At 66.8% G+C, this 24,326-nt stretch carries 27 protein-coding genes; 16 read left to right on the top strand and 11 right to left on the bottom strand.

Annotation, left to right across the window (positions count from 1 at the left end):
* Window positions 1-115: 115 nt before the first annotated feature.
* The 6 genes from ACO07K_RS12320 to ACO07K_RS12295 all read right to left on the bottom strand — a co-directional run bounded on the left by ACO07K_RS12320 (window position 116) and on the right by ACO07K_RS12295 (window position 5,629).
* Entirely contained in the window at window positions 116-793 is a 678-nt protein-coding gene (locus ACO07K_RS12320; RefSeq protein WP_422036223.1) for an FkbM family methyltransferase, read from the bottom strand.
* Window positions 794-981: 188 nt separating this feature from the next.
* Window positions 982-1,728 (bottom strand): sulfite exporter TauE/SafE family protein, encoded by a 747-nt coding sequence (locus ACO07K_RS12315; RefSeq protein WP_422036222.1) that lies wholly within the window; start codon window positions 1,726-1,728, stop codon window positions 982-984.
* Window positions 1,729-1,734: 6 nt separating this feature from the next.
* A complete protein-coding gene (locus ACO07K_RS12310) occupies window positions 1,735-2,970 on the bottom strand; it encodes an acyl-CoA dehydrogenase (RefSeq protein WP_422036220.1) in 1,236 nt (411 codons plus the stop codon).
* A 57-nt stretch (window positions 2,971-3,027) separates the two neighbouring features.
* Window positions 3,028-3,828 (bottom strand): ABC transporter ATP-binding protein, encoded by an 801-nt coding sequence (locus ACO07K_RS12305; RefSeq protein WP_422036219.1) that lies wholly within the window; start codon window positions 3,826-3,828, stop codon window positions 3,028-3,030.
* An 18-nt stretch (window positions 3,829-3,846) separates the two neighbouring features.
* A complete protein-coding gene (locus ACO07K_RS12300) occupies window positions 3,847-4,833 on the bottom strand; it encodes an ABC transporter substrate-binding protein (protein WP_422036218.1) in 987 nt (328 codons plus the stop codon).
* A 28-nt stretch (window positions 4,834-4,861) separates the two neighbouring features.
* Complete coding sequence (locus ACO07K_RS12295) at window positions 4,862-5,629, bottom strand: ABC transporter permease (RefSeq protein ID WP_422036217.1); 768 nt, start codon at window positions 5,627-5,629, stop codon at window positions 4,862-4,864.
* A gap of 108 nt (window positions 5,630-5,737) precedes the next feature.
* Here ACO07K_RS12295 and ACO07K_RS12290 point away from each other — a divergent pair, with 108 nt between their 5' ends.
* Genes ACO07K_RS12290 through ACO07K_RS12260 form a run of 7 tightly spaced genes read left to right on the top strand, consistent with a single transcriptional unit; the run spans window position 5,738 to window position 12,837 of the window.
* Window positions 5,738-6,556, top strand: a complete 819-nt coding sequence (locus ACO07K_RS12290) for a sugar phosphate isomerase/epimerase family protein (protein ID WP_422036216.1) — start codon at window positions 5,738-5,740, stop codon at window positions 6,554-6,556.
* Window positions 6,553-7,998 (top strand): mandelate racemase, encoded by a 1,446-nt coding sequence (locus ACO07K_RS12285; protein WP_422036215.1) that lies wholly within the window; start codon window positions 6,553-6,555, stop codon window positions 7,996-7,998. Before ACO07K_RS12290 ends, ACO07K_RS12285 begins: the two co-directional genes overlap by 4 nt.
* The gene (locus tag ACO07K_RS12280; protein WP_422036214.1) at window positions 7,995-9,026 is read left to right on the top strand and encodes an NAD-dependent epimerase/dehydratase family protein; all 1,032 of its coding nucleotides are present in this window, start codon (window positions 7,995-7,997) and stop codon (window positions 9,024-9,026) included. The genes ACO07K_RS12285 and ACO07K_RS12280 overlap by 4 nt, the downstream gene beginning before the upstream one ends.
* On the top strand, window positions 9,013-9,897 hold the full coding sequence (locus ACO07K_RS12275; protein WP_422036212.1) for a hypothetical protein: 885 nt from the start codon (window positions 9,013-9,015) through the stop codon (window positions 9,895-9,897). Before ACO07K_RS12280 ends, ACO07K_RS12275 begins: the two co-directional genes overlap by 14 nt.
* A 9-nt stretch (window positions 9,898-9,906) precedes the next feature.
* Window positions 9,907-10,980 carry a dihydrodipicolinate synthase family protein gene (locus tag ACO07K_RS12270; RefSeq protein WP_422036210.1) on the top strand — a complete coding sequence of 358 codons (1,074 nt, stop codon included), beginning with the start codon at window positions 9,907-9,909 and terminating at the stop codon, window positions 10,978-10,980.
* A gap of 4 nt (window positions 10,981-10,984) precedes the next feature.
* Window positions 10,985-12,403 (top strand): amidase, encoded by a 1,419-nt coding sequence (locus ACO07K_RS12265; protein ID WP_422036209.1) that lies wholly within the window; start codon window positions 10,985-10,987, stop codon window positions 12,401-12,403.
* Window positions 12,403-12,837: a hypothetical protein gene (locus ACO07K_RS12260; RefSeq protein WP_422036208.1), complete on the top strand. Its 435-nt coding sequence runs from the start codon at window positions 12,403-12,405 to the stop codon at window positions 12,835-12,837. The genes ACO07K_RS12265 and ACO07K_RS12260 overlap by 1 nt, the downstream gene beginning before the upstream one ends.
* Before the next feature lie 28 nt (window positions 12,838-12,865).
* Here the strand turns inward: ACO07K_RS12260 and ACO07K_RS12255 are convergent, their stop codons facing one another.
* Genes ACO07K_RS12255 through ACO07K_RS12240 form a run of 4 tightly spaced genes read right to left on the bottom strand, consistent with a single transcriptional unit; the run spans window position 12,866 to window position 16,273 of the window.
* Complete coding sequence (locus tag ACO07K_RS12255) at window positions 12,866-13,837, bottom strand: hypothetical protein (protein WP_422036206.1); 972 nt, start codon at window positions 13,835-13,837, stop codon at window positions 12,866-12,868.
* Window positions 13,834-14,871 carry a hypothetical protein gene (locus tag ACO07K_RS12250; RefSeq protein ID WP_422036205.1) on the bottom strand — a complete coding sequence of 346 codons (1,038 nt, stop codon included), beginning with the start codon at window positions 14,869-14,871 and terminating at the stop codon, window positions 13,834-13,836. Before ACO07K_RS12250 ends, ACO07K_RS12255 begins: the two co-directional genes overlap by 4 nt.
* Window positions 14,868-15,386, bottom strand: a complete 519-nt coding sequence (locus ACO07K_RS12245; protein WP_422036204.1) for a UGSC family (seleno)protein — start codon at window positions 15,384-15,386, stop codon at window positions 14,868-14,870. Before ACO07K_RS12245 ends, ACO07K_RS12250 begins: the two co-directional genes overlap by 4 nt.
* A gap of 17 nt (window positions 15,387-15,403) precedes the next feature.
* Entirely contained in the window at window positions 15,404-16,273 is an 870-nt protein-coding gene (locus ACO07K_RS12240; RefSeq protein WP_422036203.1) for an NAD(P)/FAD-dependent oxidoreductase, read from the bottom strand.
* A 185-nt stretch (window positions 16,274-16,458) separates the two neighbouring features.
* Between ACO07K_RS12240 and ACO07K_RS12235 the strand changes: the two genes are divergently transcribed.
* From ACO07K_RS12235 to ACO07K_RS12210, 6 genes are read left to right on the top strand one after another with little or no spacing between them, the layout of a single operon-like run.
* Window positions 16,459-17,373, top strand: coding sequence for an ABC transporter permease subunit (locus tag ACO07K_RS12235; protein WP_422036202.1), 915 nt, complete (start codon window positions 16,459-16,461; stop codon window positions 17,371-17,373).
* Window positions 17,374-17,377: 4 nt separating this feature from the next.
* Window positions 17,378-18,799: a high-affinity branched-chain amino acid ABC transporter permease LivM gene (gene livM, locus ACO07K_RS12230; RefSeq protein WP_422036200.1), complete on the top strand. Its 1,422-nt coding sequence runs from the start codon at window positions 17,378-17,380 to the stop codon at window positions 18,797-18,799.
* The gene (locus ACO07K_RS12225; RefSeq protein ID WP_422036199.1) at window positions 18,796-19,605 is read left to right on the top strand and encodes an ABC transporter ATP-binding protein; all 810 of its coding nucleotides are present in this window, start codon (window positions 18,796-18,798) and stop codon (window positions 19,603-19,605) included. Before livM ends, ACO07K_RS12225 begins: the two co-directional genes overlap by 4 nt.
* Window positions 19,598-20,326: an ABC transporter ATP-binding protein gene (locus ACO07K_RS12220; RefSeq protein ID WP_422036198.1), complete on the top strand. Its 729-nt coding sequence runs from the start codon at window positions 19,598-19,600 to the stop codon at window positions 20,324-20,326. The genes ACO07K_RS12225 and ACO07K_RS12220 overlap by 8 nt, the downstream gene beginning before the upstream one ends.
* On the top strand, window positions 20,323-20,685 hold the full coding sequence (locus ACO07K_RS12215) for a DUF6867 family protein (RefSeq protein ID WP_422036197.1): 363 nt from the start codon (window positions 20,323-20,325) through the stop codon (window positions 20,683-20,685). Before ACO07K_RS12220 ends, ACO07K_RS12215 begins: the two co-directional genes overlap by 4 nt.
* Window positions 20,686-20,740: 55 nt before the next feature.
* A complete protein-coding gene (locus tag ACO07K_RS12210; RefSeq protein WP_422036195.1) occupies window positions 20,741-21,853 on the top strand; it encodes a branched-chain amino acid ABC transporter substrate-binding protein in 1,113 nt (370 codons plus the stop codon).
* 33 nt (window positions 21,854-21,886) lie between these two features.
* Here ACO07K_RS12210 and ACO07K_RS12205 read toward each other — a convergent pair whose 3' ends face one another.
* The gene (locus ACO07K_RS12205; RefSeq protein ID WP_422036194.1) at window positions 21,887-22,462 is read right to left on the bottom strand and encodes a bifunctional transcriptional activator/DNA repair enzyme AdaA; all 576 of its coding nucleotides are present in this window, start codon (window positions 22,460-22,462) and stop codon (window positions 21,887-21,889) included.
* Window positions 22,463-22,466: 4 nt separating this feature from the next.
* Here ACO07K_RS12205 and ACO07K_RS12200 point away from each other — a divergent pair, with 4 nt between their 5' ends.
* The 3 genes from ACO07K_RS12200 (at window position 22,467) to rpiB (ending at window position 24,320) form a co-directional block, all read left to right on the top strand.
* Complete coding sequence (locus ACO07K_RS12200) at window positions 22,467-23,198, top strand: GNAT family N-acetyltransferase (protein ID WP_422036193.1); 732 nt, start codon at window positions 22,467-22,469, stop codon at window positions 23,196-23,198.
* Window positions 23,199-23,544: 346 nt separating this feature from the next.
* Window positions 23,545-23,769 (top strand): hypothetical protein, encoded by a 225-nt coding sequence (locus ACO07K_RS12195; RefSeq protein WP_422036192.1) that lies wholly within the window; start codon window positions 23,545-23,547, stop codon window positions 23,767-23,769.
* 110 nt (window positions 23,770-23,879) lie between these two features.
* Window positions 23,880-24,320: a ribose 5-phosphate isomerase B gene (gene rpiB, locus ACO07K_RS12190; protein WP_422036191.1), complete on the top strand. Its 441-nt coding sequence runs from the start codon at window positions 23,880-23,882 to the stop codon at window positions 24,318-24,320.
* The last annotated feature ends 6 nt before the right edge of the window (window positions 24,321-24,326 follow it).

The raw sequence follows: 24,326 nt of genomic DNA, 5'->3' as shown, positions 1-24,326 counted from the left end.
AGGAGACAGGATTCGTTGTCTCCGGGGTGATGCGTCTCTGCCCTTGATCTCACTTCAGAGCCTGCAGCTTGAATAAGACTTCCGAGCGCCTGGAAAACCCTCTCGCTTCCTGCTTTTAGCGCTCCGCTTTAGCTCGGCGACGAGTATTCGCGTCGAGCAGCCTCTGGGAGATGAAGACGGGGTTGCACCTGCGCAGCATCGGCACCTTGCGCTCGTGCCTCGCACCGTAGATGCCGAACAGGTAGTAGTTGCACGCTTCCAGGTAGCCTCGAAAGGTCGTCAGATCGACGTGGCGCTCGTTCAAGGGGTTCATCGCGGCTTCGACCTGGATCAGGTCGATGCGCTGGCGGCCGATCATCTGGTGGAAGCCCTTCAGGACTTCCATGTCGAATCCTTCGGTGTCCACCTTCAGGTAGGAGATGTGTTCGATCCCGTTCTGGTCGCAATACACGTCGCCGGTGAGAAGGTCGACGGGCTCGACGGGGTTCTCGGCGGTGCCGATTTCCTCCGTAAGGGAGTTCAAAACCGACGTGCCGGACGCCATGACATTGCCCGCTGCGCACCTCGAGCTGAGCGCCAGGCGATTGGCTTTCACATTCGGGAAATCTCCGAACCGCTGCATGAACTGCGCGAACGTTGCGGAGACAGGCTCAAACGCGAATACTTGTGCTGTGGGGAAGTGCTCGATAATTGCGTCGGTGCTTTGGCCGATGTTTGCGCCGACGTCGAAGACGACGTTCATCGAAAATTCCGGCAGGTGCTTTGCGCAGTCAGCGAAGAGCCTGTTTGCCATGTGCATGTTGTCCGCGTTGGGGAGGCTGGGGCATGAAGGCTGCGGGCCTCGTCAGCCATATTAGACCAGCCCGGCCGCGGCGTCAGCCGCGGGAGGGGCTGCGGTGGGATCTGCTCGACCGGTTCCCCCGCCGCTGGAGAGCCTGCGCGTATGATGGGCGGTAGTGGCTATCCGACGCTTCTCGCCAGCTAGCGGAGCGACGTGAGAATCAGTGTGAGTCCCGACAGGCAGAGCAGGGCGAGCAGGATGTGGCGGAACTGGGCGTCGTTGATGCGGCCGTAGAGCGCCAGTCCGATGCGCGCGCCGATCAACGTCGTCGGCAGGGTGATCGCCGCCCACACGAGGAACGTCCGGTCGAGGAAGCCCGCGATGCCGGCGGAGATCAGGGCGAGGAACAGCACACTCATGTTGAAGGGTTGGTTGACGCCGCGCTGCTCGTCCTTGCCGAAGCCGCGGAGCTGCGCCCAGATTGCCGGCGCCGGGCCGCTGAGGCTGGCCATGCCACCCATGACGCCGCCGATGAGGCCCACGACGGCATCTGCCGGACGACCGCCGCCCGTCACGATGGGCGGGCGACGCACGAAGGCCATCCAGCCGCTGTAGACGATCAACAGGAGGCCGACACCCATCTTGAGTGGGTTGGGCTTCACATGGTCGAGCAGCAGCGTGCCCAGCGGCACGCCGACGATCCCCGCAGCCAGCATTGGCCACAGGCGCTGCCAGCGCACGCCGCTCCAGATGCGGGGAAGGGACTGAATGTGGCCGGCGACGCCGCACAGGGCGGTGAGAGGCGCGGCCGTCAGCGGTGACATGGCCTGCAGCCAGAAGCCCAGCGCCACCAGCGCGTAGCCGGTGCCGCTCAATCCATTGACGAAGCCAGCGGCCAGCGCCCCGGCGACGACGATCGCGATGTCGCCGGGGGGAGGCAAGGTCACGGCGGGTTAGGCTCCCGAGCTGAACGCCTGGATGCCGGTCATCGCACGGCCGAGGATCAGCGCGTGCACATCGTGCGTGCCTTCGTAGGTGTTCACGGCCTCGAGGTTCATCGCGTGACGGATCACGTGATACTCGTCCGAGACGCCGTTGCCGCCGTGCATGTCGCGGGCGACGCGGGCGATGTCGAGCGCCTTGCCGCAATTGTTGCGCTTGATCAGCGAGATCATCTCGGGCTGGGCATGGCCCTTGTCCTTGAGACGGCCGACCCGCAGGCAGGCCTGGAGGCCGAGCGCGATCTCGGTCTGCATGTCGGCGAGCTTCTTCTGGATGAGCTGGGTGGCGGCCAGCGGCCGGCCGAACTGCTTGCGTTCCATCGTGTAGTTGCGCGCCTGCTTCCAGCAGAACTCGGCGGCGCCCATGGCGCCCCAGGCGATGCCGTAGCGGGCGTTGTTCAGGCAGCCGAACGGACCGCCGAGGCCGGCGACGTTGGGCATCATGTTCTCGACCGGCACGAAGACGTCTTCGAGCATGATGGCGCCCGTCACCGAGGCGCGCAGGCTGAACTTGCCCTCGATCTTCGGCGTCTCGATGCCTTTCCAGCTGCGCTCCAGGATGAAGCCGCGGATCGCGCCGCCGTCGAGCTTGGCCCAGATCACCAGCACGTCGGCGATCGGCGAGTTGGTGATCCACATCTTGGAGCCCGACAGGCTGAAGCCGCCGGGGACGGTCGTGGCGCGGGTCTTCATGCCGCCGGGATCGGAGCCATGGTCGGGCTCGGTGAGGCCGAAGCAGCCGACCCATTCGCCGGTGGCGAGCTTGGGGAGGTACTTCATGCGCTGCTCTTCGCTGCCGTAGGCGTAGATCGGATGCATGACCAGCGAGGACTGCACGCTCATCGCCGAGCGATAGCCCGAGTCGACGCGCTCCACTTCACGGGCGACCAGGCCGTAGGTCGTGTAGTTGGCGGCGGCGCAGCCGTACTTTTCCGGAAGCGTCGAGCCCAGCAGGCCCAGCGCGCCGAACTCGTTCATGATCTCGCGATCGAACTTCTCGTTGCGGTTGGCCATCAGGACGCGCGGCATCAGCTTGTCCTGGCAGTAGTCGCGCGCGACGTCGCGGATGGCGATCTCGTCCTCGGTCAGCTGATCGTCGAGGAAGAACGGGTCCTCCCAGTCGAAGGCCCTGGCGTCTGCGCTGATGCCCTTGGCGGCGCTCTTGATCGGGGTGGCGGCGTTGGCCATGTCTGCTCCTGCTATTTCGTCCGCGTCTTATCAGGCAGGGCAGGCCGCGCCAACGCCCTAAAGGGCCGCGCCCACGAGGGTTTTGCCCGTGAGGGCGCGGAAAATCTCGAGGTTGAGCTTGCCGAACGCCTCGGACGCCCGCAGTTCCACCGTGCGGGGGCGCGGCAGGTCGATCCGGAGGTCCGCGGCGATGCGGCCCGGGCGGGCCGACATGACGATCACGCGATCTGACAGAAAGACCGCCTCCGGGATCGAATGGGTGACGAAGACCACTGTCTTGCGGGCCTCGCGGGCGACGTCGCTTTCTCCCCAGATCCGCAGCAGCTCGAGTGCCATGTCGTCCCGGGTCATGGCGTCGAGCGCGCCGAACGGCTCGTCCATCAGCAGGAGCGGCGGGTCGAGCAGCAGGGCGCGGCAGAGGGCGGCGCGTTGCTGCATGCCGCCGGACAATTCGCGCGGCAGCTTGGCGCCGAAACCGCCGAGCCCGGCCATTTCGAGGAGCTGCTCGGCGCGCGACCGCAGCGAACGCGGGTCCTTGCCGGCGAGCTCGGCCGGCAGCAGCACGTTCTCTAGGATGGACCGCCACTTCAGCAGGATCGGCGCCTGGAACACCATGCCAACGTCCGGGATCGGCTGCGTCACGGTGCGGCCGGCGACCGTGATGGCGCCGGTCGTGGCCGGACGCAGCCCGGCCAGGATGCGCAGCAGAGTCGACTTTCCGCAGCCGCTCGGGCCGACCAGCGAAACGAACTCGCCGGCGCCGATCGACGCGGAAATGCCGGCGAGGGCCTCAACCGGGCCGCTCGCCGCCTGATACGTCATGCCGACCCGGTCGAGGTCGATCAGTCCCTTTGTCACGTGACGCGACTGCCCGGATCAGTTCGGCATCGCGACCTTGGTGAAGAACTCGGTCGAGTAGACGTCCTTGCACTCGACCTTCTTCGGCAGGCCCATGTAGGTGTTCACCAGATCGACCGACTCGCACATCTTCTTCTCGTCGATCCAGCCGATGCCGTTCTTGGCGTAGCGGTCGGTCTTCATCAGGCCGAGGCCGATCATCATGTTGGGCGTCATCACCTCGACGTCGACCTCGGGGACGCGCTTCTTCAGGATTTCCATGGCGGCCTTCGGGTCGGCCATGACGTCGCGCCAGCCCATGTAGGAGGCTTCGAGGAAATCCTTCAGGGCCTTGGGCTTGTCCTTCATCGTCTTGGCGCTGGCGATGATCGACATCGAGTACATGTCGAAGCCGAAATCGGCCCACGGCATCATGACGACGCTGCCCTTGCCGGCGGCCTTCTCGTAGAGCGGCAGGCCGGTGCTGTAGTCGCCGACGCCGTCGACGCGCTTCTCGGCCAAGGCCGCGATCTTGGCGGAAGGCTCGATGTTGACCCAGGACACCTTGGCCGGATCGATGCCGTTGGCCTTGGCGAAGGCCGGGAACATCTGGCGCTGCGAATCGCCCGGAGGAGCGGCGAGCGTCTTGCCTTCGAGGTCCTTGGGCTTGGAGAGCGGCTTCTCTTTCAGGCTGAAGATGTTGAGCGGCGTCTTGTCGAACACCATGCCGACGGTCTTCACCGTGGTGCCGCGGCCGACCGAGGCGATGACCACGGCGGCATCGGCGAGGCCGGCATCGGCGCGGCCGGTGTCGACCTTGGCGATCGAATCGCCGGAGCCCTTGGAGTTCTCCAGCGTCACGTCGAGGCCCTTGGCCTTGTAATAGCCCTTGTCGAGGGCGACCCAGTAGGCCGCGTGGTCGCCGACCGCGAACCAGTTGAGTGCGAAGGTGAACTTCTCCTGCGCCGAGGCGGCACCGGACGTGGCCAGCAATGCGGCCAGCCCCAGCGACAATGTGCGAGTCATAGCGATCTCCCTTTTCCCATCCCCGAACTCAGTCGACGCCCTCGGCCCAGGGGGCCCAGAGGTGCGCCAGCAATACGACGGCGCCGTAGAGCAGGAGGCCCACGACGGAAATCCAGACCAGGGCGGCGAACGCCACGGAGGTGTTCATGCTGCTCTGGGTGGTGACGATCACGTAGCCCAGGCCGCGCTGCGAGGCGACGAACTCACCGACGATTGCGCCCACTACCGCGGCGGTGGCGGTGATCTTCAGCGCGCTCAAAATGTAGGGCAGGGCGTTCGGAATGCGGATCTTGACGAAGATCTTCCATTTCGGCGCGTTGAAGACGCGGCCGAGGTCGAGCATGTCCGGCTCGACCTGGGACAGGCCGACGGCGGTGTTGATGACCACCGGGAAGAAGCCGATGAGCGCGCCCATCAGCATGTTGGGGAAGATGCCGTAGCCCATCCAGATCAGGAACAGCGGCGCGATCGCGACCTTGGGCAGGGTGTTCACGAACACCAGGAACGGCACGAGCGCGTTGGCGAGAACGGGCGACCAGGCGATCGCGACGCCCAACGCCACGCCGACCCCCGCGGCCATCAGGAAGGCGCCGATGATCTCGAAGGTCGTGGTCCAGAGATGAGGCCACCAGGCCGTGTCGCCGTGCCAGAGCGCGTTCCAGACCGACAGCGGGGCGGGGAGGAGATACTCGCGGATGTTGCCGAAGGTGACGGCGGCCTGCCAGCTCGCCAGCAGGAGGGCGAAGAGCACGAGCGTCGGCCAGTAACGGTTGGCCAGAGTCCCGAATTTCGTCATGCGCGCGCAGCGATGAAACTGTTCATCGCTTTCGTCTCACTGATATCATGTGCCCCCATGCGATGAGACTGGCGAACGCGCATTTGCCCGTCAAGGCGAGGTTCGTCCGTGAAGCTTTCCCTGTGTAATGAAGTCATCCGCGAGTTGCCGTTCGAGCGCCAGTGCGCTCTGGCAGCAGCGCTCGGCTACGAGGGGCTGGAGGTGGCGCCCTTTACCCTCGGCGACGATGCATGGCGCATGCCAGCCTCCGAGCGTGCTTCCGTCCGTAAGGCCTGTGCCGACGCCGGCGTGGAGGTCAGCGGCCTCCACTGGCTGCTGGCGGCACCGGCGGGTCTGTCGATCGCGACCGACGATCGGGCGCTCTGGCGGCGCAGCGTCGATGTGCTGTTGTCATCCATCGAGCTGTGCGCCGACCTGGGCGGCGCCTATCTGGTCCACGGCTCGCCCGGCCAGCGTCGTGTCGCCCACCATGATGATGCGAAGCGTGTCGAGGAAGCCTGGGCCGCCGCCGCCGCCGCTGCGGAGAAAGCGGGCGTGGTCTATTGCCTGGAGCCGCTGGCGCGACCGGATTGCAACTTCGTCAACACGCTGGCCGAGGCGGAGTCCGTCGTCCGTCGCATCGGCAGCCCGGCCTTCCGGCTGATGGTCGACACGCTGGCCTCCAGCCTGGAGGAGAAGGAGCCGGTCGCCGATGTCATCCGCCGCTGGATGCCGACGGGGCTGATGGCGCATGTCCAGTTCAACGATCACAACAAGCGTGGACCGGGCGAGGGGGCCGACAAGTTCGCTCCCGTGGTCGAGGCGCTGCGCGACACGGGCTATGATGGCTGGGTCGCCATGGAACCCTTTATCTACGAACCCGACGGCCCGACCTGCGCGGCGCGCATGATCGGCTATGTTCAAGGTCTGCTGGAGCAAACTGCATGAAAGTGAAGGTTGAGGCGGTAGACCGCTTCGAGCGCGACCATCGCCTGCGCCTGCCGTTCCGCTTCGGCGTCATCACCGTGACGCAGGGCATTCAGGCAATCATCCGTGTGCGCATCGCGCTGGAGGATGGCCGCATCAGCGAGGGCGTTGCCGCCGAGGCGCTGGGTGCCAAGTGGTTCGAGAAAAGTCCGGAATTCTCCGACGCCCAGAATCTCGACCAGCTCCGGCAGGCTTTGCAGCTCGCCATCGACCACTACACGGCAGGCGGCTTCGACACGCCGTTCGGGCTCTATGCAGGCAGCTATCGCCAGCAGATCGCGCGCGGCGCCGAACTGGGGCTCAATCCTCTCGTCGCCTCGTACGGACCGGCCCTGCTCGACCGGGCGATCCTCGATGCGCTTGGCAAGGCGACCGGACAGTCTTTTGGGCAGATGATCGCGGCCAACGTGCCAGGCATCTCGGCGACCGATCTGACGCCCGACATCGACGCCCGTCATCTCTCGGATTTCCTCAAGGGGCTGAAGCCGCGCCCCTCGATCGATCTGCGTCACACGGTGGGCCTGGTCGACCCGCTGACGACGGCCGAGCGGCCGGAGTCCGAGCGGGTGAACGACGGGCTTCCGGAGACGCTGGAAGAAGTCGTCTCGTACTATCGAGGCCGCTACTACAAGCTGAAGGTGGGGGGCGACGTGAGGGCCGACCTCGATCGGTTGACGCGCATCGCCTCGGTGCTCGATGCCGGCGCGGGCGACTATAAGGTCACTTTCGACGGCAACGAGCAGTACGACGATGTCGAGGGTATCGTCGAACTGTGGCGCAAGGTCGAGGAAACGCCGGCGCTCGCGAAGATGGTCGAGGCGACACTGTTCATCGAGCAGCCGATCAAGCGCCAGGCGGCGCTCAGCCGGCCCGTGACGGCGCTTGCGAAGTATCGTCCGGTCATCATCGACGAGTCCGACGGCGAGCTGTCGACCTTTCCCGAGGCGCTGAAGCTCGGCTATGCTGGCGTTTCGAGCAAGAACTGCAAGGGCTTCTACAAGTCGATCCTGAATGCCGCGCGTGTCGCCAAGCTCGGCCCGGGCTATTTCATGTCGGCCGAGGATCTGACAACGCAGCCCGGCGTCAGCGTCCAGCAGGACTTGGCGCTGGTCTCGCTGCTGGGCCTCACCCATGTCGAGCGCAACGCCCATCATTTCATCGACGGCATGTCGTCCGCCTCCGATACCGAACAGGATGCCTTCGTGGCCGCGCATCCCGATCTCTACGAGCGCCAGCCCGGCAGGCCGGCGCGGCTCAAGGTACGCGACGGCGCGCTGGCGCTGGGTTCGCTGGGCTGTCCGGGCTTCGCGGTCGGCGTCGATCTCGACTTCGCGGCGCTCCGGTCGATGCCCGACGCACCGGGCGAACGGCTGACGCCCGCCCATCCTGGAGGCAAGAAATGAGCGCCAACCTTCCGGCCCGCTTCGACAGCATCGAAGCCGTTGAGGACTTCATGACCGCCCCGTCCGCCGAGCTGGTGGCCGACCTGGCGGCGACGCCGGGCGACATTCTCGTCCTGGGCGTCGGCGGCAAGATGGGCCCGACGCTCGCGCGCATGGCCAAGCGCGCTGCGCCGACCAAGCGGGTGATGGGCGTGGCGCGCTTTAGCGAGCCGGGTGTGAAGGAGGCGCTGGAGAAGGCCGGCGTCGAGCCGATTTCGGCCGACCTGCTGGATCGCACGGCGTTGGAAAGCCTGCCCAAGGCCGCCAACGTCGTCTTCATGGCGGGGCGCAAGTTCGGTGCGACGGGCGACGTGCCGCTCACCTGGGCGATGAACGTGCAGGTTCCGGCCATGGTCGCGGAGGTCTTCAAGGAGTCGCGCATCGTCGCCTTCTCGACGGGCTGCGTCTATCCGTTCGTGCCGGTCGACAGCGGCGGGGCGACGGAGGAGGTGCCGCCGGTGCCGCCCTCCGGCGACTACGCGAATTCCTGCGTCGGCCGCGAGCGCATGTTCGAGTATTTCTCGGGCCGACACGGCACGCCCGGCCGGCTGTTCCGCCTCAACTACGCGATCGACATGCGCTACGGCGTCCTGCACGACGTCGGCCGCAAGGTGCGAGACGGCGAGCCGATCGACCTGTCGATGGGCCACGTCAACGTGATCTGGCAGGGCGATGCCAATTCTGTGGCCCTGCGCTGCCTCGCGCGCGCGACGACGCCCACGACGCCGATCAACGTCACCGGGCTCGAGACGATCGAGATCCGCTGGCTGGCCGCCGAATTTGGCAAGTTGCTGGGCCGGACACCGATCCTCACCGGCAAGGAAGCGCCGACCGGGTGGCTGAACGATGCAAGGCGCATGGAAAAGGAATTCGGGGCTCCCAGCGTGCCGCTCTCGAAGATGATCGAGTGGACCACGGACTGGCTGGAGCGCGACATGGCGACCTTGAACAAGCCTACGCACTATGAGGTGCGCGATGGCAAATACTGACGCGCCAGTGTCCGATGGGCTCGACGTCAAGCCGATCGACCCGGAGCAGGCGGGCGCGGTGTGGCCGCTGTCGATCGAGGCGGGCTGGAATCAGAACGTCGCCGACTGGCGCTTCATGCTGGGCGCCGGACGCGGCTTCGGCTGCACGGCGGCGGACGGGACGTGGCAGGGCAGTTCGCTCGTGCTCCCGCTCGGGCAGAAACTCGCCTGGATCAGCATGGTGCTGGTGACCAGGGAGCGCCGGCGCGGCGGCGTGGGCACCGGCCTGCTGAAGCGCTGCATAGAGGAAGTGCAGGCCGTCGACGCGGTCGCGGGCCTCGATGCGACGGAGCAGGGGCGGCCGATCTACCTGCCCCTGGGGTTTCGTGACCTGTACCCGATCGCACGCTGGCACTTCGACGGCGTGAAGGACCAGGCGGTCGCGTCGCCTGATGGCGTCACGATCCGGCCGATTGCGCCGGCGGACCTGCCGCGGCTGGCTGTCTACGACCGGCCGCTGACCGGCATGGAGCGTCCTTCCATTCTCATGCACCTGGCCTTGCGTCAGCCCGGCCGCGCCTGGCTGGCTGAGGATGTGGGCGGCAAGATCGTGGGCTTCGTGCTGGGCCGCGAGGGCCGGGAGGCGACGTCGCTCGGTCCCGTGGTCGCCGATCGCGAGGCGGTCGCGCTGGCGCTTATCTCGGGCGCGGCGGCCGCCGCGCCGGGGCCGTTCATCATCGATGTGCCGGAGGCACATCAGGCCGTCCGGACCTGGCTCCAGGAACAGAGCGCGACCTCGCCGCGTGGCTACATGCGCATGACGCTAGGCACGGCCAAGGGACTGGACGATCCCTCGCACGTCTTTGCCCTCGCGGGCCCGGAACTGGGATAGGATGCAGGCATGAGCACCGACAAGGCCCTCCACTGGCGCGATCTTCCGTCGCCGGTCCTGTCCCTGCTGCGGCAGGGCACCGTCATCCCCGCGCACCCGCTGGCACTCGACGCCGAGCGCAACTTTGACAAGCAGTCGCAGCGCGCCTTGAGCCGCTACTACCTCGATGCCGGCTCGGGCGGCCTGGCGGTGGGCGTGCATTCCACGCAGTTCGCCATCCGCGAGGTCGGCCTCTATCGCCCTGTCCTGGAACTCGCCATCGAGGCGGCGCGCGACTGGACCGACCGACCGCTGGTCATGATCGCGGGCGCTGTCGGCAAGACGGCGCAGGCGGTCGAGGAGGCGCGCACGGCGCGCTCGCTCGGCTACCACGCGGTGCTGCTCTCGCTGGCCGCGCTGAAGGGGGCGGGCGAGGACGAGCTGATCGAGCATTGCGCCGCGGTCGCCAAGGAGATGCCGCTGATCGGCTTCTACCTGCAGACCGCGGTGGGCGGCATCAGGCTGTCGCGCGAGTTCTGGACCCGCTTTGCGGCCATCGACAATGTCGTGGCGATCAAGGTGGCGCCGTTCAATCGCTACCGCACGCTCGATGTCTGCTTCGGCATCGCCGCCGCCCACGCCGAGGAGCGCATCACCCTCTACACCGGCAACGACGACCACATCGTGGCGGATCTCGTGACGCCGTTGGTCGTGCGCACAGGCAACCGCGAGGTGACCTTGCGCTTCCAGGGCGGGCTGCTCGGTCACTGGAGCGTGTGGACGCGCGGCGCGGTGAAAATGCTGGAGCGGCTGAAGCTCTCGGTCTCGAACGGCGCGATCGCGCCCGAAATCCTGGCGCTGGATTCCTTCGTGACGGACTGCAACAGCGTGGTGTTCGACGTCGACCACGATTTCGCGGGCTGCATCCCCGGCTGCCATGAGATCCTGCGGCGACAGGGACTTCTGAGGTCGATCGAATGCCTCGATCCGCACGAGAAGCTGAGTCCCGGCCAGAGCGAGGGCATCGATCGGCTCTACGCGACCTATCCCGAACTGCACGACGATGCTTTCGTGGCGGCGAACCTCGAGCGCTGGCGGAACTGACCCCTTGGAAGATCTGTTCGAGGCTCATGATGCACTCGCCGTCGCCGAGCTGATCCGCGGCCGCAAGGTCGGTGTGCGCGAAGTGCTCGATGCCAGCCTGAACCGTTTGCGGGCCGTCAACAGCAAGCTGAACGCCATCACCGACTTCTACGACGGTGAGCTGCTGGAGAAGTCAGTGGCAGCAGCGGGCGACGGGCCCTTTCACGGCATCCCGTTCGTCGTGAAGCAGCTCATGGCCGATTGCGCCGGCACGCCGACCACGGTCGGGTCGCGCTTCTTCGCGAAGGAGCCGGTGGCCGTAAATGACAGCGCCGCGGTGGCGCGCATGCGCCGGGCCGGCCTCGTGATCGTCGGCCGCAGCAACACCAGCGAGTTCGGCCTGGCACCAACGACGGAGCCGGCCTTCGGCGGTGCGACCGTCAATCCGTGGCGCGCCGAACTGTCGCCGGGCGGCTCTTCCGGCGGCTCGGCCGCGGTGGTCGCGGCGCGGGCACTGCCGATGGCGCACGCGACCGACGGCGGCGGCTCGATCCGTATCCCGGCCTCCCTGTGCGGCCTGTTCGGGCTGAAGCCGTCGCGCGGCCGCATCAGCCTGGCGCCGATCGGGGAGACACTCGCGGGGGCAGGCGCCCAGCTCTGCGTCTCGATCTCCGTGCGCGACAGCGCGGCGCTGCTCGACGCGCTGGCGGGCGGCGAACCCGGCGATCCCTATCGAGCGCCGGAGGCGGAAGGCTCCCACCTCGAGGCGACGCGGCGGGCGCCGGGGCGATTGCGCATTGCCTTCCTGCGCAAGCCGGTCGGCTGGGAATCGATGGACCCGGCACTGGTCGCGGCCGTCGAACGGACGGCGAATCGTCTGGAGGCGCTCGGCCATCACGTCGAGGAGGCGATGCCGGACTACGATCCGGCCGCCACCGGCGCCGCCTTCGGCACGGTGATGTGCGCCAACACCTTCACCAACATCCAGCTGCGGGCCAATGGCCGCGTGCCGGGACCGGGCGACCTCGAACCGGTCACCCGCCTCTATGCCGAGAAGGGCCGCGGGATCAGCGCGCACGACTATATCCGCGCGGTGCAGACCTTCCATCGCACCGGCCGCCAGCTCGGCGCCTTCTTCGAGCGATTCGACATTCTCCTCTCGCCGACCGTCGCCCGTACGTCGTTGCCGCTGGGCACCGTGCGCATGGATGGCAGTCTCGAAGCATATGAGGAGGGGCTCGCGCCGATGGTGGCCTTCACCTCCGTCTGCAATGCCGCCGGCGTGCCGGCCATGTCGGTGCCGCTCGAACGGACGGAAGACGGCCTGCCGATCGGGATGCATTTCGTCGCCCGCTATGGCGCCGAGGCCACGCTGTTGTCACTGGCTGCCCAACTCGAACGCGCGCATCCCTGGCGCGAACGGCGGCCTGCACGGGTGAAGTGATGGAAAGTTCCTGGCGCATGGTGGTTGCGGGCTTCGTCGCTGGCGTGCTGAGCGTACTGGTGTTCCACCAGTGGGGTTTCTTTCTGGCGGCCGAGCTCGGCGTCGGGCAGCCCAATCTCTACAACATGCGGCCGGTCCCGCCCTTGGGCGTTCCGGCCATCGTCTCACTGGCGTTCTGGGGTGGTCTTTGGGGGATCCTCGGCGCTTGCGTGGTCGCACGACTGCCCGGCATCCTGAATGGGGCCCTGGGTTGGATCCTCTTTGCGATCACGCTGGTATTGGCGGTGAACTGGTTCGTCGTCCTGCCGATCAAGGGCGCGCCGGTTGGTGGCGGCTGGCGTCTGCCGGGCGTGGCGGTCGTGCCGATCGTTTATGCCCTGTGGGGTTTTGGGATGTGGCTGTTCTACGGGCTCGTGCGCAGGCTTCTGAAGTAGCCGGGCCCGCAGGGGCCGGCGGCCCGGGTCAGAACTTGCGCATCACGATCTGCGATCCGCCGCCCCAGATCGGAAGATAGGCCATCTTGTAGCCGGCGCCGCCGGTCACGATGGGATGGATCGCCTCGGGCGCGCTCGCGACGCCCTGACCCTGGTCGAACAGGTATTGCTGGACGCGCTTGATATCCCATCCTTCGTGGCGGGCAATTTTCTCGGCGAGTTCGAGCGGCAGCAAAAGGACCTGCTCGCCGCGCCCGCTCTTGCGGCTCTGGCCCGACATCACGATCTCGGCACGCATGCCGGCGACGACCGGGTCGAGGATCGCCTCCGGGGTCGCGCCTTCGCCGTCGCCCGGCAGCACCTCGGCGGTTCCGGCAATGCCCATCACCGTGAGGGCGCTCTCGTCCTTGCCGAGGCCGTGGCGCTCGGTGAAGGTCGGGAACGGCCCTTCGGTCCTTTCGGCGAAGCACAGTGTGTACTTGGCGGGCTGGCCCATCGTCGCCATGTCGCCCGTGTCCGAGCGCGCGCCGCCGATATTGCGCAGGCAGAGCTGCAGGGCGCGTCCGATGCAGGCATTTGCGCGGGTGCCCGGACCGATGGCATTGGTTAGCGCATTGACACCGAGCGCGCGCGCGATCGGGCCGTGGAGGCAGAGCGCGACGGCGGCGCTGCCGGTGGTCGTGGCGATGCCCAGAAGATTGAAGTCGGGTTCGAGCAGGGCCTGCGCCGCCGCCAGGACGACCGGCAGTTCCGCCGGCACGCAGCCCGCGATCACGCATTGATAGGCGACGGCTTCGGGCGTGATGTCGCCGAACATCGGCGGCATCATCCCTTGTGACTCCGCCGGGCCGGCGACACCGGCAATCATGGTGTCGAGCCGCTTCTGCGTCGGAGGGACCAGAGGGAGGCCGTCCGAAAGCTCGGCCTCCGTCAGGATCTGTTGTGCGCTTTCCCAGGCCGCCTGCTCGTCGACGACCGGCCAGCCGCACCACTCGTTCATCGGGCGATGCGCGTGCAGGCGACGGTGGTGCCGCCGAACGACGGAATGAACGCCGAATGCTTGCCCGGACCGCCCGCCACGGTGATGTGGATGTCGTTCGGATCGCGGCCGATCGTCAGCCAGTCGCCGTCCGGCTTGTGGCCTGTGGTCTCGTACGTCACGAGGTTCTCCTTCGAAACGCGCGAGAGATGGACCCGCGAGCGCTTCCACAGCTCCTCGCGGATGCCGTCGAGCGTGAAGCCATCGCGCTTCAGGGTCGCGGCATGCTCGGGACCGATCACGACGAACATCGGGCCCTTGCCGTAGATCGTATTGGAACCCGGATTGGACATGCCGCCGGCGAAGGTGGTCAGCAGGCCGTCGCCCGTGGTCGAGCCGTGGTCGTTGAGATTATGCGGGCCTTCGCCCGACATCACCGTGACCACCGAGTCCGTGGGCGCGAAACCGCGCTGCACGTGATAGGGCGTCCACGGGTTCTCTTCCTCGTTCTCGCCGAAGCAGAAGGTGTACTTGGCGGGATTGCCCTGGGTCGAGCGGTCCATCTCACCCGGCTTCGCGCCGGCCACGTTCAGCAGCATCAGGCCGAGCGCGCGCCCGATCGTGGCATTGGCCTGGCGCCCCTGGCCGAAGCAGTTGGTGCCGCAGTTGATGTTGAGCTCGTGCCGGATCGGGCCGCTGACCATGACCATCGGCGCACAGGAGTGCGTGGTCGCGAGGGTGCCGTGCAGATTGTATTCCGGATCGAGCACGCCGCGCAGGGCGGCTGTCACGACCGGGAAGTACTCGGGCTTGCAGCCGGCCATGACCGCATTTGCCGCCAGCGCCTGCAGCGTCGGGACGATCTGGCGCGGCGGCACTGGCGGGTAGGGGCGGTTGTCGCCGCGGACAGTCTCGACGAACTTCGCGACCTTGGCCTCGGTGGGCACGTAGAGCGGCATGCCGTCGCTCCAGCCCTGTTCGTTGGCGTACTCGTTGAAGGCCTCGACATCCATGTCGCCGATGTCGATCACTTCCTGGTCGGCGATGTCCTTCATTTGCTCGTCGCCTCGGTCAGTCCCTTGGTGGCTGCTTCGATACGTTCCCGCAGCTCTTCGGCATTCAGGCCGCCGACGGGGTGCTTCACTACGATCAGGCGGGCTTCGACCTTGCGGGCTTTCGCCTGGGCCAGGACCAGCGGTTTGAAAGTCTCAGTGGCGATCACGAAAGCGGTGATGCCGAGCTTCTCGAGTTCGAGGCTGTCGTGGAAACTCCACGATGAACAGCTTCCTCAATCCCCTAAGGCGAGCAGGGCGGCCTTGTAGTTCTTGGCGACCTTCTCGATGAGTTCCTTCGGCGCCGGCTGGCTGGCGCTGTTCTTGGCATGGAAGTGGATGTTGTCCACCGGTCGGTGCGCACCCAGCATGGCGCGGACGCCTTCCAGCAGCTCACGCGCGTTCGGCTTGGAGTTGGAGATCAGCGCAATGGCGTCGGTCGCCCAATTGACGGGCTGCAGGGTCACCTTGGCGGGGCCGGCGGCGGCCATGCCGAAGCTGGGATTGAAGATGCGCATGTTCGTTTCCCTCCACGCTACTTGTTCAATGCCGCGACCACCGACTTGGCGACGCGCTGGCCGTCCGCGATCGCGTCGGCCAGATATTCCTTGGAGTCGGACCGCACATCGCCGGCGGCAAACACCAGCGGCTGGGCGGTCTGGCCCTGAGCATCGACAACGATATGCCCCGTGGCGTCGCGTGCAAGCGAATCCGGCAGGAATTCCGCAGCGGGAGACCGGCCCTCATAGACGAACACCGCATTCGTCGAAACGCGGTTTCGCTGGCCGTTATTTTCGATGGTCACCGCCTCGAGACCGTTGCTGCCCTCCAGGCCGACGATGCGACCCGGCCGGGCGGTGACGCCCTCGGGAGTCGGGCCAGTCGGCGTGCCGAGCATGGTGATGTCGCCTGCGATGCCTACCAGGACAGCGGCTTCGTACGGCGCCCAGCCGGCCGCCCCGGCGACGATCACGGACTGGCCGGCATAGAGCGGCCCATCACAGTTCGCGCAGTGCGACAGGCCGCGGCCTTCGTATTCCTCCTCGCCGGGAATGCCGAGCCTGCCCTTGTTCAGGCCGGTCGCCACGATGAGGGAACGCGCGCTATGGCGCTCGCCGTCGGTCGTCTCGATTTCGAAGGGGCCGCTTCCGGAAATAGCCGAGACCTCGCCGAAGCCGATCTCGACGCCCGCGACCGCGGCGTCGTCCGTGAGGCGCGCGGCCATCGTCGTGCCGTCGAACATCTCCTCGAAATCGTGGAGCGCACCGAGGTTGATGATTTCTCCGCCGGGGGCGAGCTTGTCGAGGCACAGGGCCTTCAGGCCGGCGCGGGCGATTTCGGTGGCGGCGGTGAGGCCGGCCGGGCCGGCGCCGATGACGATGACGTCGTAGGAGGGGGTAAGCATGGCTGCATTTAATCGGTGGTCGGGCCAGGGAGCGCAAGCGGCTTTTCGGCCGCTCGGCTGCGCCTGTCGGGTGCCGGCCGTCGCTCTCATGTCCTTGTGGTCCGCGATTTGCAGGCGCTCATCTTGAGCTTGCCAGTGCCCGAGAAAGCATCGTAGGTCGCAAGGGCAGGGAGACAGAACAAGGCATGGCGTATTTCACGCAGCAGCTGATCAACGCAATCACGCTGGGCGCCATCTACGGCCTGATCGCCATCGGATACACGATGGTCTACGGCATCATTGGCATGATCAACTTCGCGCATGGCGAAGTGTTCATGATCGGCGCCTTCATCTCGCTGATCGGCTTCATCATCTGCGGCAGCCTCGGCATCAGCTCGGCTCCGATCGCCATCGTCCTGGTCCTGCTGCTGGCCATGTCCTTCTCCGCCGTCTACGGGTGGGCGATAGAACGAACGGCCTACAGACCGTTGCGGGGCTCGTTCCGGCTGGCCCCGCTGATCTCCGCCATCGGCGTCTCGATCGCCCTCCAGAACTACGTGCAGCTGGCGCAGGGCGCGCGGCCCAAGCCCGGCGGACAGGTCGTGTCCGGCGGGTTCAATCTTTTCACCGCCGATGGCTTCGACGTGCGCGTCACCTGGCTGCAGATCATCATCGTGCTGGTGACGGTCGTGCTGATGGCGGGCTTCACCTGGGTGATCGCCAGGACCTCGCTCGGGCGCCAGCAGCGCGCCTGCGAGCAGGACATGAAGATGGCCTCGCTGCTGGGCGTCAATGTCGACCGCACGATCTCGCTCACCTTCGTGCTGGGCGCAGCGCTGGCTGCCGTCGCCGGCATGCTGTTCCTCATGTATTACGGGGTCATCGACTTCTTCATCGGCTTCCTGGCCGGCATCAAAGCCTTTACCGCCGCGGTGCTGGGCGGCATCGGTTCGCTGCCCGGCGCCATGCTGGGCGGCCTGCTGATCGGGCTGATCGAGGTCTTCTGGGCCGGTTACTTCTCGAGCGAATACAAGGACGTCGCGGCCTTTGCGATCCTGGTGCTGGTGCTGATCTTCCGGCCGAGCGGCCTGCTCGGCAAGCCGGAGATCGAGAAGGTCTGACCGCATGGGCCCGCGTCTCCCTCTCATGTTGAAGGATGCGGGAGTCACCGCCTTCGTCGCCGCCGCCCTCGGCTTTTTCGTCGTCGGTTTCCGCACCGTCGATCAGGGCGGCGGGAAGGGGCTGGGCTTCGACTACCAGCTGGTCGATCTCGCGGTGGCGATCGTCGCGATCTTCGTCGGGCGCCTAGGCCTATCGATGGCGGCGAACGGCCTGCGCTGGCCCGTCCTCCTGCTGGGTATCGCCATGATCGCGGCCGGCGCCTCGCCGATGAAGCTGCCGTCGGGCTTCCTGCACTGGTTCGTGGCGCTGGGCGGGGTGCTGCTGGTCATCCGGGCGGTCTGGCCATGGGCCAACGACGCGGTGGGCGCGGCGGCGCGGACGCCCTCGGGCGTGGCGCTGGGCAAGGCCGGTGCGAAATGGTTCGGCTGGGTCCTGTTGGCCGGCGCAGTCCTGCTGCCGGCCATGCCGTTCGCCGACCAGAAGACGATGGATCTCGGCGTGTTGATCCTGACCTATGTGATGCTGGGCTGGGGGCTGAACATCGTGGTCGGCCTCGCGGGCCTGCTCGATCTCGGCTACGTGGCCTTCTATGCCGTCGGCGCCTACGCGTATGCACTGCTCAGCACCCAGTACGGGCTGGGTTTCTGGACCGTCCTGCCGCTCGCCGGAATGATGGCGGCGCTGTTCGGCATCATGCTGGGCTTTCCCGTGCTGCGCCTGCGCGGCGACTATCTCGCCATCGTGACCCTGGGTTTCGGCGAGATCATCCGCCTCGTGCTTCTCAACTGGTTCGACCTGACGAACGGGCCGGCCGGGATTGGATCGATTCCGGGACCGACCCTGTTCGGTGCGGTGTTCGCCGAGACGCCGCCGCCGGGCAAGCAGACCGTGTCGGAGATGCTGGGCATTGCCTTCGACGGCAATCACCGCCTGATCTTCCTCTACTACATCATCCTCGGCCTGGCGCTGATCACCAACCTGTTCACCCAGCGCATGCGGCGCCTGCCTGTGGGCCGCGCCTGGGAGGCGCTGCGCGAGGACGAGACGGCCTGCCAGGCGCTCGGCATCAACCCGACCAATACCAAGCTCACGGCCTTCGCCATCGGCGCCATGTTCGCGGGTTTCGCCGGTTCCTTCTTTGCCGCCAAGCAGCGCTTCATCAGCCCCGAGAGCTTCGTGTTCATCGAATCGGCGATCATCCTGGCCATCGTCGTGCTGGGCGGCATGGGCAGCCAGATCGGCGTCGTGCTGGCGGCGGTGCTGCTGATCGGCCTGCCCGAATGGTTCCGCGACCTCGGCAACTACCGCATGCTGGCCTTCGGCCTCGCCATGGTCCTGATCATGGTGTTCCGGCCGCGCGGCCTTATTTCCCATCGCGAGCCGTCGATCCGGCTGCATCCGGCAGGCACCGGAGGCGGAGGATGAGCCCGCCGTTGATCGAGGTCGAGCACCTCACCATGCGCTTCGGCGGACTGATCGCGATCGACGACGTATCGTTTGCGGCCCGCGCGCACGCGATCACCGCCGTGATCGGGCCCAACGGCGCCGGCAAGACCACCGTCTTCAATTGCATCACCGGCTTCTACAAGCCCACGATCGGGCGGCTGACCCTGAGCAGCCCCGGCGGCGAATTTCTGCTCGAGCGGATGCGCGGGCACGAGATCGGCCAGAAGGCGAGGGTGGCGCGCACCTTTCAGAACATCCGCCTGTTTGGCGGCATGACGGTGCTGGAGAACCTGATGGTGGCGCAGCACAACAAGCTGATGCGCGCGTCGGGCTGGAGCCTCCTCGGTCTCGTCGGCGCCAAGCGTTTCCAGCGCGCCGAGGCGGACGCGGTCGAGCTGGCGCGGCTGTGGCTGGAGCGCATCGGACTGGTGGCGGATGCCGACCGGCCGGCCGGCGAGCTGCCCTACGGCGCCCAGCGCCGTCTGGAGATCGCCCGCGCCATGTGCACCGAGCCGGTGCTTCTCTGCCTCGACGAGCCGGCGGCCGGCCTGAACCCGCGCGAATCGGCCGAGCTCAACCAGCTGCTGGTGTCGATCCGCGATCGCGACGGTATCGGCGTGCTGCTGATCGAGCACGACATGAGTGTCGTGATGAACATCTCCGACCACATCGTCGTGCTCGACTACGGTCGCAAGATCGCCGAGGGGGCACCGCTCGCGGTGCGCAATGACCCGGCGGTGATTCGCGCCTATCTCGGCGCCGACGAGGAGGCGCTCGATGCCTGACGCGCCGATCCTGTCGGTAAAGGGTGTCGAGACCTTCTATGGCGCCATCCAGGCCCTGCACGGGGTCGACCTCGAGGTGGCGCGGGGCGAGATCGTGACGCTGATCGGCGCCAACGGGGCGGGCAAGTCGACCCTGTTGATGACGATCTGCGGCAATCCCCGCGCGCGCAGCGGCGCCATCGTTCTCGATGGCGAGGACATCACGGCGCTGCCGACCCATCAGATCGTGCGGCGCGGCGTGGCGCAGGTGCCCGAGGGGCGGCGCATCTTTGCGCGCATGAGCGTCTACGAGAACCTGCAGATGGGCGCGATCCTGGGCGATCCAGCCAACTTCAAGTCGGACCTCGACCGCGTCTTCGCCATGTTCCCGCGGCTGGCCGAACGGCGCGACCAGCGCGGTGGCACCCTCTCGGGCGGTGAGCAGCAGATGCTGGCGATCGGCCGCGCCCTGATGAGCCGGCCGCGGCTCCTGCTGCTCGACGAACCGTCGCTCGGCCTGGCTCCCCTGATCGTGCGCCAGATCTTCGACTCGATCGGCCGCATCGCGCGGGAGGAGGGGGTGACGATCTTCCTGGTCGAGCAGAACGCCTTCCATGCGCTGCGGCTCGCCGACCGCGGCTACGTGCTGGCGAACGGCCGGGTGCGCCTCAGCGGCAGCGGCAAAGAACTTCTGGCCAATCAGGAAGTCCGGGCGGCCTATCTCGAGGGCGGGCACCCATGAGCCCGCTCGACACCTTCATGTTCGACTGGTTCGGCGACACGCTTTTCAACGTGGTGCTGTTCAACCTCGTGCTGATCGGGCCGGCCTCGTTCGCGGCGGGCCATGCCGTGGCGCTCACCTGGCGGCCCTGGCTGCAGATCGTGTTCTACACGGCGCTGCTCTCGGCGACGCTGCGCTTCCTCGACTATGCGCTGGCCGGCGGCGAACTCCTGTCGCTCGCGGGCTTCGCGCTGGGCTGGGCGGTGCAACTGGCGATCGCCGCCTTTGCCTTCAGGCTCACCCGGGCGCGCCAGATGGTGCGCCAGTATCCCTGGCTCTACCGGCGCAAAGGCTTGCTGGGCTGGGACGAGCGGCCCTAATGTAATGGCATGCTCCGCGCGCGCGGAGGAGGCTCAACCAACAAGGGAGACCCGGATGAAGAAGATGTACGGCACGCTGGCCGTCGCAGCCGTCGCGCTGATGGCGACGCCCGCGTTCGCCCAGATCAAGATCGGCTCGGCCGGCCCGATGACCGGCTCGAACGCGGCGTTCGGCGAGCAGCTCCGGCGCGGCGCCGAGATGGCGGTCGCGGACATCAATGCCGCCGGCGGCGTCAATGGCCAGAAGCTGGAACTGGTGATCGGCGACGATGCCTGCGATCCCAAGCAGGCGACCGCGGTTGCCAACAAGATGGTCTCGGACAAGGTCGTGTTCGTGGCCGGCCATTTCTGCTCGGGCTCCTCGATCCCGGCCTCGGACATCTACAAGGAAGGCAAGATCCTCCAGATCACGCCGGCCTCGACCAATCCGAAGCTGACGGACGATGCGGCCGGCAAGGGCAACACCACGGTGTTCCGCACCTGCGGCCGTGACGACGTGCAGGGCACGACGGTCGGCAACTACATCCTGAAGAACAACAAGACCGCCAAGGTCGCGATCCTTCACGACAAGTCGCCCTACGGGAAGGGCGTGGCGGACGAAACCAAGAAGGCCCTGAACAAGGGCGGTCTGCGCGAGACCATGTACGAGGCCTACAACGACACCGACAAGGACTTCTCCGCGCTGATCAACAAGATGAAGCAGGCGAAGATCGATATCATCGTGCTCGGTGGCTATCACACCGCAGGCGCCCTGATCATCAAACAGGCGCGTGAGCAGGGCCTGGCGGCCAACATGATGGGCTTCGATGCGCTGGAGACCGCCGAGTTCGCCCAGCTGGGCGGCGCGGCGACTAACGGCGTGATGATGTCGTTCCCACCCAAGGCTGAGGACGACCCCAAGAATGCCGCCCTGGTGAAGAAGTTCCGCGACGCCAAGTACAATCCCGAAGGCTACACGCTGTTCAGCTACGCCGCCGTGAAGGCCTGGGCCGATGCCGCCAACAAGGCGAAGTCGGTCGATGCCGTCACCGTTGCCAAGCAGCTGCGCACGGGCAAGTACGACTCGGCCGTCGGCGTGCTCGAGTTCGACGCCAAGGGGGACATCAAGGATGCGGTCTACGACATCTACGTCTGGAAGGACGGCAAGTCTTCCCCGATGAAGAAGTAGGGGCGATCGGCTCGATCAGGGAGAGGCCCGGCATCAGCCGGGCCTTTTCTTTTGCCGGAGCCGGCGTATGTCGCTGGGCGTGCGCCGGTAAACTTCCGAGAAGACGGTATTGAAACGCCGCAGGCTGGTGAAGCCAGCGCGTGCCGCGACCTCCAGCATGGGCAACCTGGTCTGGTCGAGGAGCCGTTTGGCACGCTGGACCCGATGTGTCCGCGCGACCTGCAGTGGGCTGGCGCCGATGTGGCGCTGGAACAGCCGGTCGAGATGGCGTGTGCCGATGCCGAGACGTTCGGCAAGATCGTCGACGCCCGCGCTGTCGAGCGCGCCGTCGCGGATCAGCCGCATGGCGCGCTGCACCGTCGTGCGTGAGCCCAGCCACGCCGGTGAGAAGGGGGCCGTCTCGGGCCGGCAGCGCAGACACGGGCGGAACCCGGCGACCTCGGCAGCGGCGGCCGTCGGATAAAACTGGACGTTCTTGCCCTGGGCGGGTCGCACCGGACAGACCGGCCGGCAGTAGATGCCGGTGGTGCGTACGCCGGAGAAGAAGCGGCCGTCATAGCGACGGTCTCGACCGACGCGGGCGCGTTCGCAGACCTCGTGGTCGAGCATGACGATGGAGTCCGATTCCGGCGAGTCGACGTTCGTCGCCCATGTTAGTTCGCCCGGCATGACGATCAACGTTCTCGACAATCCAGTTTGGCACGCCCTCGCGGGTCCCCATCGACATCACGCGATCGGGCGTGGAGCCGCCCGACACTATGCACGCGACATCGCACCGTTCTCCGCGATCCTCCATCCGTCCGACCAGGCCTATGCCGACCTTGCCGCAGATCTTCCGGTCGGCACCGAGGCACGCCTGTTTCGTCCGACGGAGGAACCGCTTCCCGCCGGCTGGGAAGATCTCGGTCGTTTCCCCATGCTGCAGATGGTGGCGACGCGAACTCCGGAGGGAGGCGGCGACGCCGTGTCGACGCTCTCGTCGGCCAATGCCGCGGCGATGCTCGACCTCGTGGCGCTTGCCCAACCCGGTCCGTTCGGTCGCCGGACGCCGCTGCTGGGCCGCTATCTCGGCGTCTGGAAGGGGGATCGCCTATTGGCCATGGCCGGCGAGCGGCTGCGTGTGCCGGGCCATGTCGAGTTGAGCGCGATCTGCGTCCACCCGGAAGCGCGGGGACAAGGACACGCGGCCAGACTGGTGCGGCGCCTGATGCGGCTGGCCTTCGAGAATGAAGAATTGCCGTTTCTGCACGTACGGCCCGACAACCGGCCGGCAATCGACCTCTATCGTCACCTGGGCTTCGAAATCCGCCGCGAACTCATGGTCCTGTGGCGCCGGCCTCGATGAGCGAAGGGGCAGACCGCCACGGCGCGCGAGTCGTCTGGACCGCCTTCGTTGTCGCCGTATTCGGCTGGGGCGTGGCTATGGTTGCGATCGTCTGCCCCCCCCCGGGCAGCGTCCTGCTGCGTCAGCCGGCCGTCGCGCTATCGACGGCGCGGCCGTTACCGCGTCTTGCACTTTTGCGGCAGCGGCGTTTCCTGACGATCTCGCGGCCTTTGCCCTCGGCCTGTTCGCTCAGATCGGGCTCTTCGCGCATGTGATGGCGAGGCTCGAGCCTGTGCTCGGATCAGGCCCCGATCGCCGGCTTGTCGCGGCGGGCTGTACCCTGTTCGGATCGGGAGTCGGTAACCTGGTGCCGCTGCCGCCCCTGATCGCCCAGCGCGAATGCCGGCTTGTCGGCGCGGGCACCGTGGTTGCCCGCGTGACAGCCCTGAACCAGGCGGTCTTTGCCGTCGCACCGGCTATATTCGGTGCCTTGCGGGATTTGACGGGCCGTCATGTGGTGTCATTTCTGGTGGCGGCGGCCATTCAGGCCCTCGCGGCGGTGATCGTCGGCTGGGGCCGGCGATTTTCCTGAGCCATTTCAGTGTCTTGTGGGTCACATTCCACGATTTTGCGAAACGGTGACATCGTGGCCCCGGATATGGTATCGGGGGGCTCAATAGCTAGAGGGGATCGATCGTCGAAATGCCGGGGGGCTTCATCGCGGTCGCGTCGGATCATGCCGGCTTCGACCTTAAGGAAATGCTGAAGCGGGATCTGCAGGAAGCGGGTCACGAGGTGCTGGATCTCGGCACCCATTCGACTGCATCCGTCGACTATCCGGACTTTGGAAAGGCCATGGGCGACGCCATTGCCTCGGGCAAGGCCGAGCGCGGCGTGCTCGTGTGCGGCAGCGGGATCGGCATTTCGATTGCGGCTAACCGCAATCCCAAGGTTCGCGCGGTTCTCGCGCACGATGTGACCTCGGCGCGCCTGTCGCGCGAGCACAACGACGCGAACGTCATCGCCTTCGGCCAGCGCCTGACCGGGATCGAGGTCGCACGCGAGGCGCTGAAGGTCTTTCTCGCGACGAAGTTCGAGGGCGGCCGCCATGCCGGCCGCGTCGACAAGCTTTCGAAGGGTTGAGTAATC

Source organism: Reyranella sp., from assembly GCF_965228225.1.
Taxonomy (GTDB): Bacteria; Pseudomonadota; Alphaproteobacteria; order Reyranellales; family Reyranellaceae; genus Reyranella.
The sequence above is the reverse complement of the archived record's forward strand: the minus strand, read 5'-3'. Positions and strand labels throughout refer to the sequence as shown.

Bases quoted from the DNA above. Each gene is read 5' to 3' on its own strand.
- ACO07K_RS12235 (WP_422036202.1), top strand. From the start codon at position 16,459: ATGGCGTATTTCACGCAGCAGCTGATCAACGCAATCACGCTGGGCGCC.
- rpiB (WP_422036191.1), top strand. From the start codon at position 23,880: ATGCCGGGGGGCTTCATCGCGGTCGCGTCGGATCATGCCGGCTTCGAC.
- ACO07K_RS12205 (WP_422036194.1), bottom strand. From the start codon at position 22,462: ATGCTCGACCACGAGGTCTGCGAACGCGCCCGCGTCGGTCGAGACCGT.
- ACO07K_RS12220 (WP_422036198.1), top strand. From the start codon at position 19,598: ATGCCTGACGCGCCGATCCTGTCGGTAAAGGGTGTCGAGACCTTCTAT.
- ACO07K_RS12260 (WP_422036208.1), top strand. From the start codon at position 12,403: ATGGAAAGTTCCTGGCGCATGGTGGTTGCGGGCTTCGTCGCTGGCGTG.
- ACO07K_RS12255 (WP_422036206.1), bottom strand. From the start codon at position 13,837: ATGAACGAGTGGTGCGGCTGGCCGGTCGTCGACGAGCAGGCGGCCTGG.
- livM (WP_422036200.1), top strand. From the start codon at position 17,378: ATGGGCCCGCGTCTCCCTCTCATGTTGAAGGATGCGGGAGTCACCGCC.
- ACO07K_RS12280 (WP_422036214.1), top strand. From the start codon at position 7,995: ATGAGCGCCAACCTTCCGGCCCGCTTCGACAGCATCGAAGCCGTTGAG.
- ACO07K_RS12210 (WP_422036195.1), top strand. From the start codon at position 20,741: ATGAAGAAGATGTACGGCACGCTGGCCGTCGCAGCCGTCGCGCTGATG.
- ACO07K_RS12320 (WP_422036223.1), bottom strand. From the start codon at position 793: ATGGCAAACAGGCTCTTCGCTGACTGCGCAAAGCACCTGCCGGAATTT.
- ACO07K_RS12225 (WP_422036199.1), top strand. From the start codon at position 18,796: ATGAGCCCGCCGTTGATCGAGGTCGAGCACCTCACCATGCGCTTCGGC.
- ACO07K_RS12270 (WP_422036210.1), top strand. From the start codon at position 9,907: ATGAGCACCGACAAGGCCCTCCACTGGCGCGATCTTCCGTCGCCGGTC.
- ACO07K_RS12250 (WP_422036205.1), bottom strand. From the start codon at position 14,871: ATGAAGGACATCGCCGACCAGGAAGTGATCGACATCGGCGACATGGAT.
- ACO07K_RS12275 (WP_422036212.1), top strand. From the start codon at position 9,013: ATGGCAAATACTGACGCGCCAGTGTCCGATGGGCTCGACGTCAAGCCG.
- ACO07K_RS12300 (WP_422036218.1), bottom strand. From the start codon at position 4,833: ATGACTCGCACATTGTCGCTGGGGCTGGCCGCATTGCTGGCCACGTCC.
- ACO07K_RS12295 (WP_422036217.1), bottom strand. From the start codon at position 5,629: ATGACGAAATTCGGGACTCTGGCCAACCGTTACTGGCCGACGCTCGTG.
- ACO07K_RS12200 (WP_422036193.1), top strand. From the start codon at position 22,467: ATGGAGTCCGATTCCGGCGAGTCGACGTTCGTCGCCCATGTTAGTTCG.
- ACO07K_RS12310 (WP_422036220.1), bottom strand. From the start codon at position 2,970: ATGGCCAACGCCGCCACCCCGATCAAGAGCGCCGCCAAGGGCATCAGC.
- ACO07K_RS12215 (WP_422036197.1), top strand. From the start codon at position 20,323: ATGAGCCCGCTCGACACCTTCATGTTCGACTGGTTCGGCGACACGCTT.
- ACO07K_RS12240 (WP_422036203.1), bottom strand. From the start codon at position 16,273: ATGCTTACCCCCTCCTACGACGTCATCGTCATCGGCGCCGGCCCGGCC.
- ACO07K_RS12285 (WP_422036215.1), top strand. From the start codon at position 6,553: ATGAAAGTGAAGGTTGAGGCGGTAGACCGCTTCGAGCGCGACCATCGC.